Source organism: Lentilactobacillus farraginis DSM 18382 = JCM 14108 (genome assembly GCF_000583655.1).
GTDB lineage: Bacteria > Bacillota > Bacilli > Lactobacillales > Lactobacillaceae > Lentilactobacillus > Lentilactobacillus farraginis.
This window is the reverse complement of the sequence record NZ_BAKI01000105.1, coordinates 1-1473: the sequence shown is the minus strand read 5'-3', so window position 1 is coordinate 1473 and position 1473 is coordinate 1. Positions and strand designations below refer to the sequence as shown.

Here is a 1473-nt window from a genome sequence, read left to right as displayed (position 1 = left end):
GACACTTGATGTGCCAGCATGGTTTAAAGATTGGATAGCCAACGTGTATCAATCACCGTGGTTGACGGATAAACCATTTGACTACCTGATTCACCACATTATCGAGAATAACTATTACAGGCATTCGGATTGGTTGGCGGAACATCATTGGGAAGCAATCCGATACGTCATGGAGGTAGACAATAATGAGCGATAAAGTAGTGGTTAAACCGTGGTTTGATAAGCTTTGCAAGCAATTTGTTAAAGATCAGTTAAACCTTTTCGCTAGCTATGTAAATGCTATAAATACTGGAGATCTCACATCGACATCAGAACTTCCGAAATGGATGTACAGACTACCTGCTGACGAATTTAATGATTTATGGGAAAACTTGGATAAATACGCTAAGGCTTTGAAGAACGGTTATGTAGTCAAAAAGCCACGAAAAGCGTTTAGATTGCCAAATGGGCAATATGCAACTCGAATTGAATTCAACAAAGAATACGTGACTGATGGTCTTTTCAATAATTATTATCAAATATTGGGGAAGCCTGATCCAGTTTGGGTTACTGATGATGAAATTAAATATTTCAAAAAATATCTGGTAGGTGAGGTTGTTGAGGAGGTAATCAAATGAGCGATGATCTGAAAGAGTTGAAAACTCGCTTGCTGACGATGCTAAGCGATGACGATAGTGGAAACGGTGAGTATTCGCCAGGGCTAAAAGTAGCGCTGTGGGAACTGGAACACATTGATAAGCCATTCGTGCATGGGAAATAAGTGAATTGGAGTGAGCGGCAAATGTTATCGCAAGAAGCTAAAAATTATGTAGAAAATGTCTTACTACCAGACCGTATGAATGGGTTTAATTCGGCTGGCTTTATTGCAAGCTCTTTTCTGGAAAAATTAGACGAGTTTTCAATGCATGAAGATTTATGTAGCTTAACTGATATGTCTAAAAATATTTTGAAAAATCGCAAAGAGTTTACTGCTTACGTTGTTAAGGAATTTCAGGATGCGGAGGACTATTGGAGGCAGATAAATGAATAGACAGATTAAATTCAGAGGTTATGTCAAAGACATTAGCGAATTTGGTGATGATGTTGTTCCACACAAAGGACATTTTGTTTTTGGTAATTTGATTCATGTCAAAGCCTTTAGCTACATTGTTGGTGAAATGGTAGAAGCAAACGATGAATACGCGACGCTTGAATACTGGAAACCAGTTGACAACGAGAATATTGATGAATTTACTGGCTTAAAAGATAGGAACGGCAAAGAAATTTACGAGGGCGACATTCTAGCCTGGCATTCAAACATTTATCGAAAACAGGATTGGGTGGGTCTAGTTACGTACCGCGGGGCTGGATTTGCAGTGCAAGAGAGCGGTAAAGCTCGTTCCACATCAGGATGGCTGGAATGCGCTTCTCGTGAGGGTTCTAATATCGTTGAGATTATTGGTAACGTGCACGAGAACCCAGAACTACTGGAGG

At 39.7% G+C, this 1473-nt stretch carries 5 protein-coding genes; all 5 read left to right on the top strand.

The features are described 5' to 3' along the window. A partial coding sequence (locus JCM14108_RS14765; RefSeq protein WP_202807067.1) for a hypothetical protein occupies positions 1-196 on the top strand: 196 nt, incomplete at its 5' end. Then, positions 186-617, top strand: coding sequence for a hypothetical protein (locus JCM14108_RS13880; protein ID WP_035181562.1), 432 nt, complete (start codon positions 186-188; stop codon positions 615-617). The genes JCM14108_RS14765 and JCM14108_RS13880, both read left to right, overlap by 11 nt. After that, the gene (locus JCM14108_RS14890; protein ID WP_169790396.1) at positions 614-760 is read left to right on the top strand and encodes a hypothetical protein; all 147 of its coding nucleotides are present in this window, start codon (positions 614-616) and stop codon (positions 758-760) included. The genes JCM14108_RS13880 and JCM14108_RS14890 overlap by 4 nt, the downstream gene beginning before the upstream one ends. Before the next feature lie 21 nt (positions 761-781). Then, a complete protein-coding gene (locus tag JCM14108_RS13875; RefSeq protein ID WP_035181560.1) occupies positions 782-1030 on the top strand; it encodes a hypothetical protein in 249 nt (82 codons plus the stop codon). After that, positions 1023-1473 (top strand): YopX family protein (locus tag JCM14108_RS14195; RefSeq protein ID WP_051996245.1); only part of this gene is annotated, 451 nt, incomplete at its 3' end. The genes JCM14108_RS13875 and JCM14108_RS14195, both read left to right, overlap by 8 nt.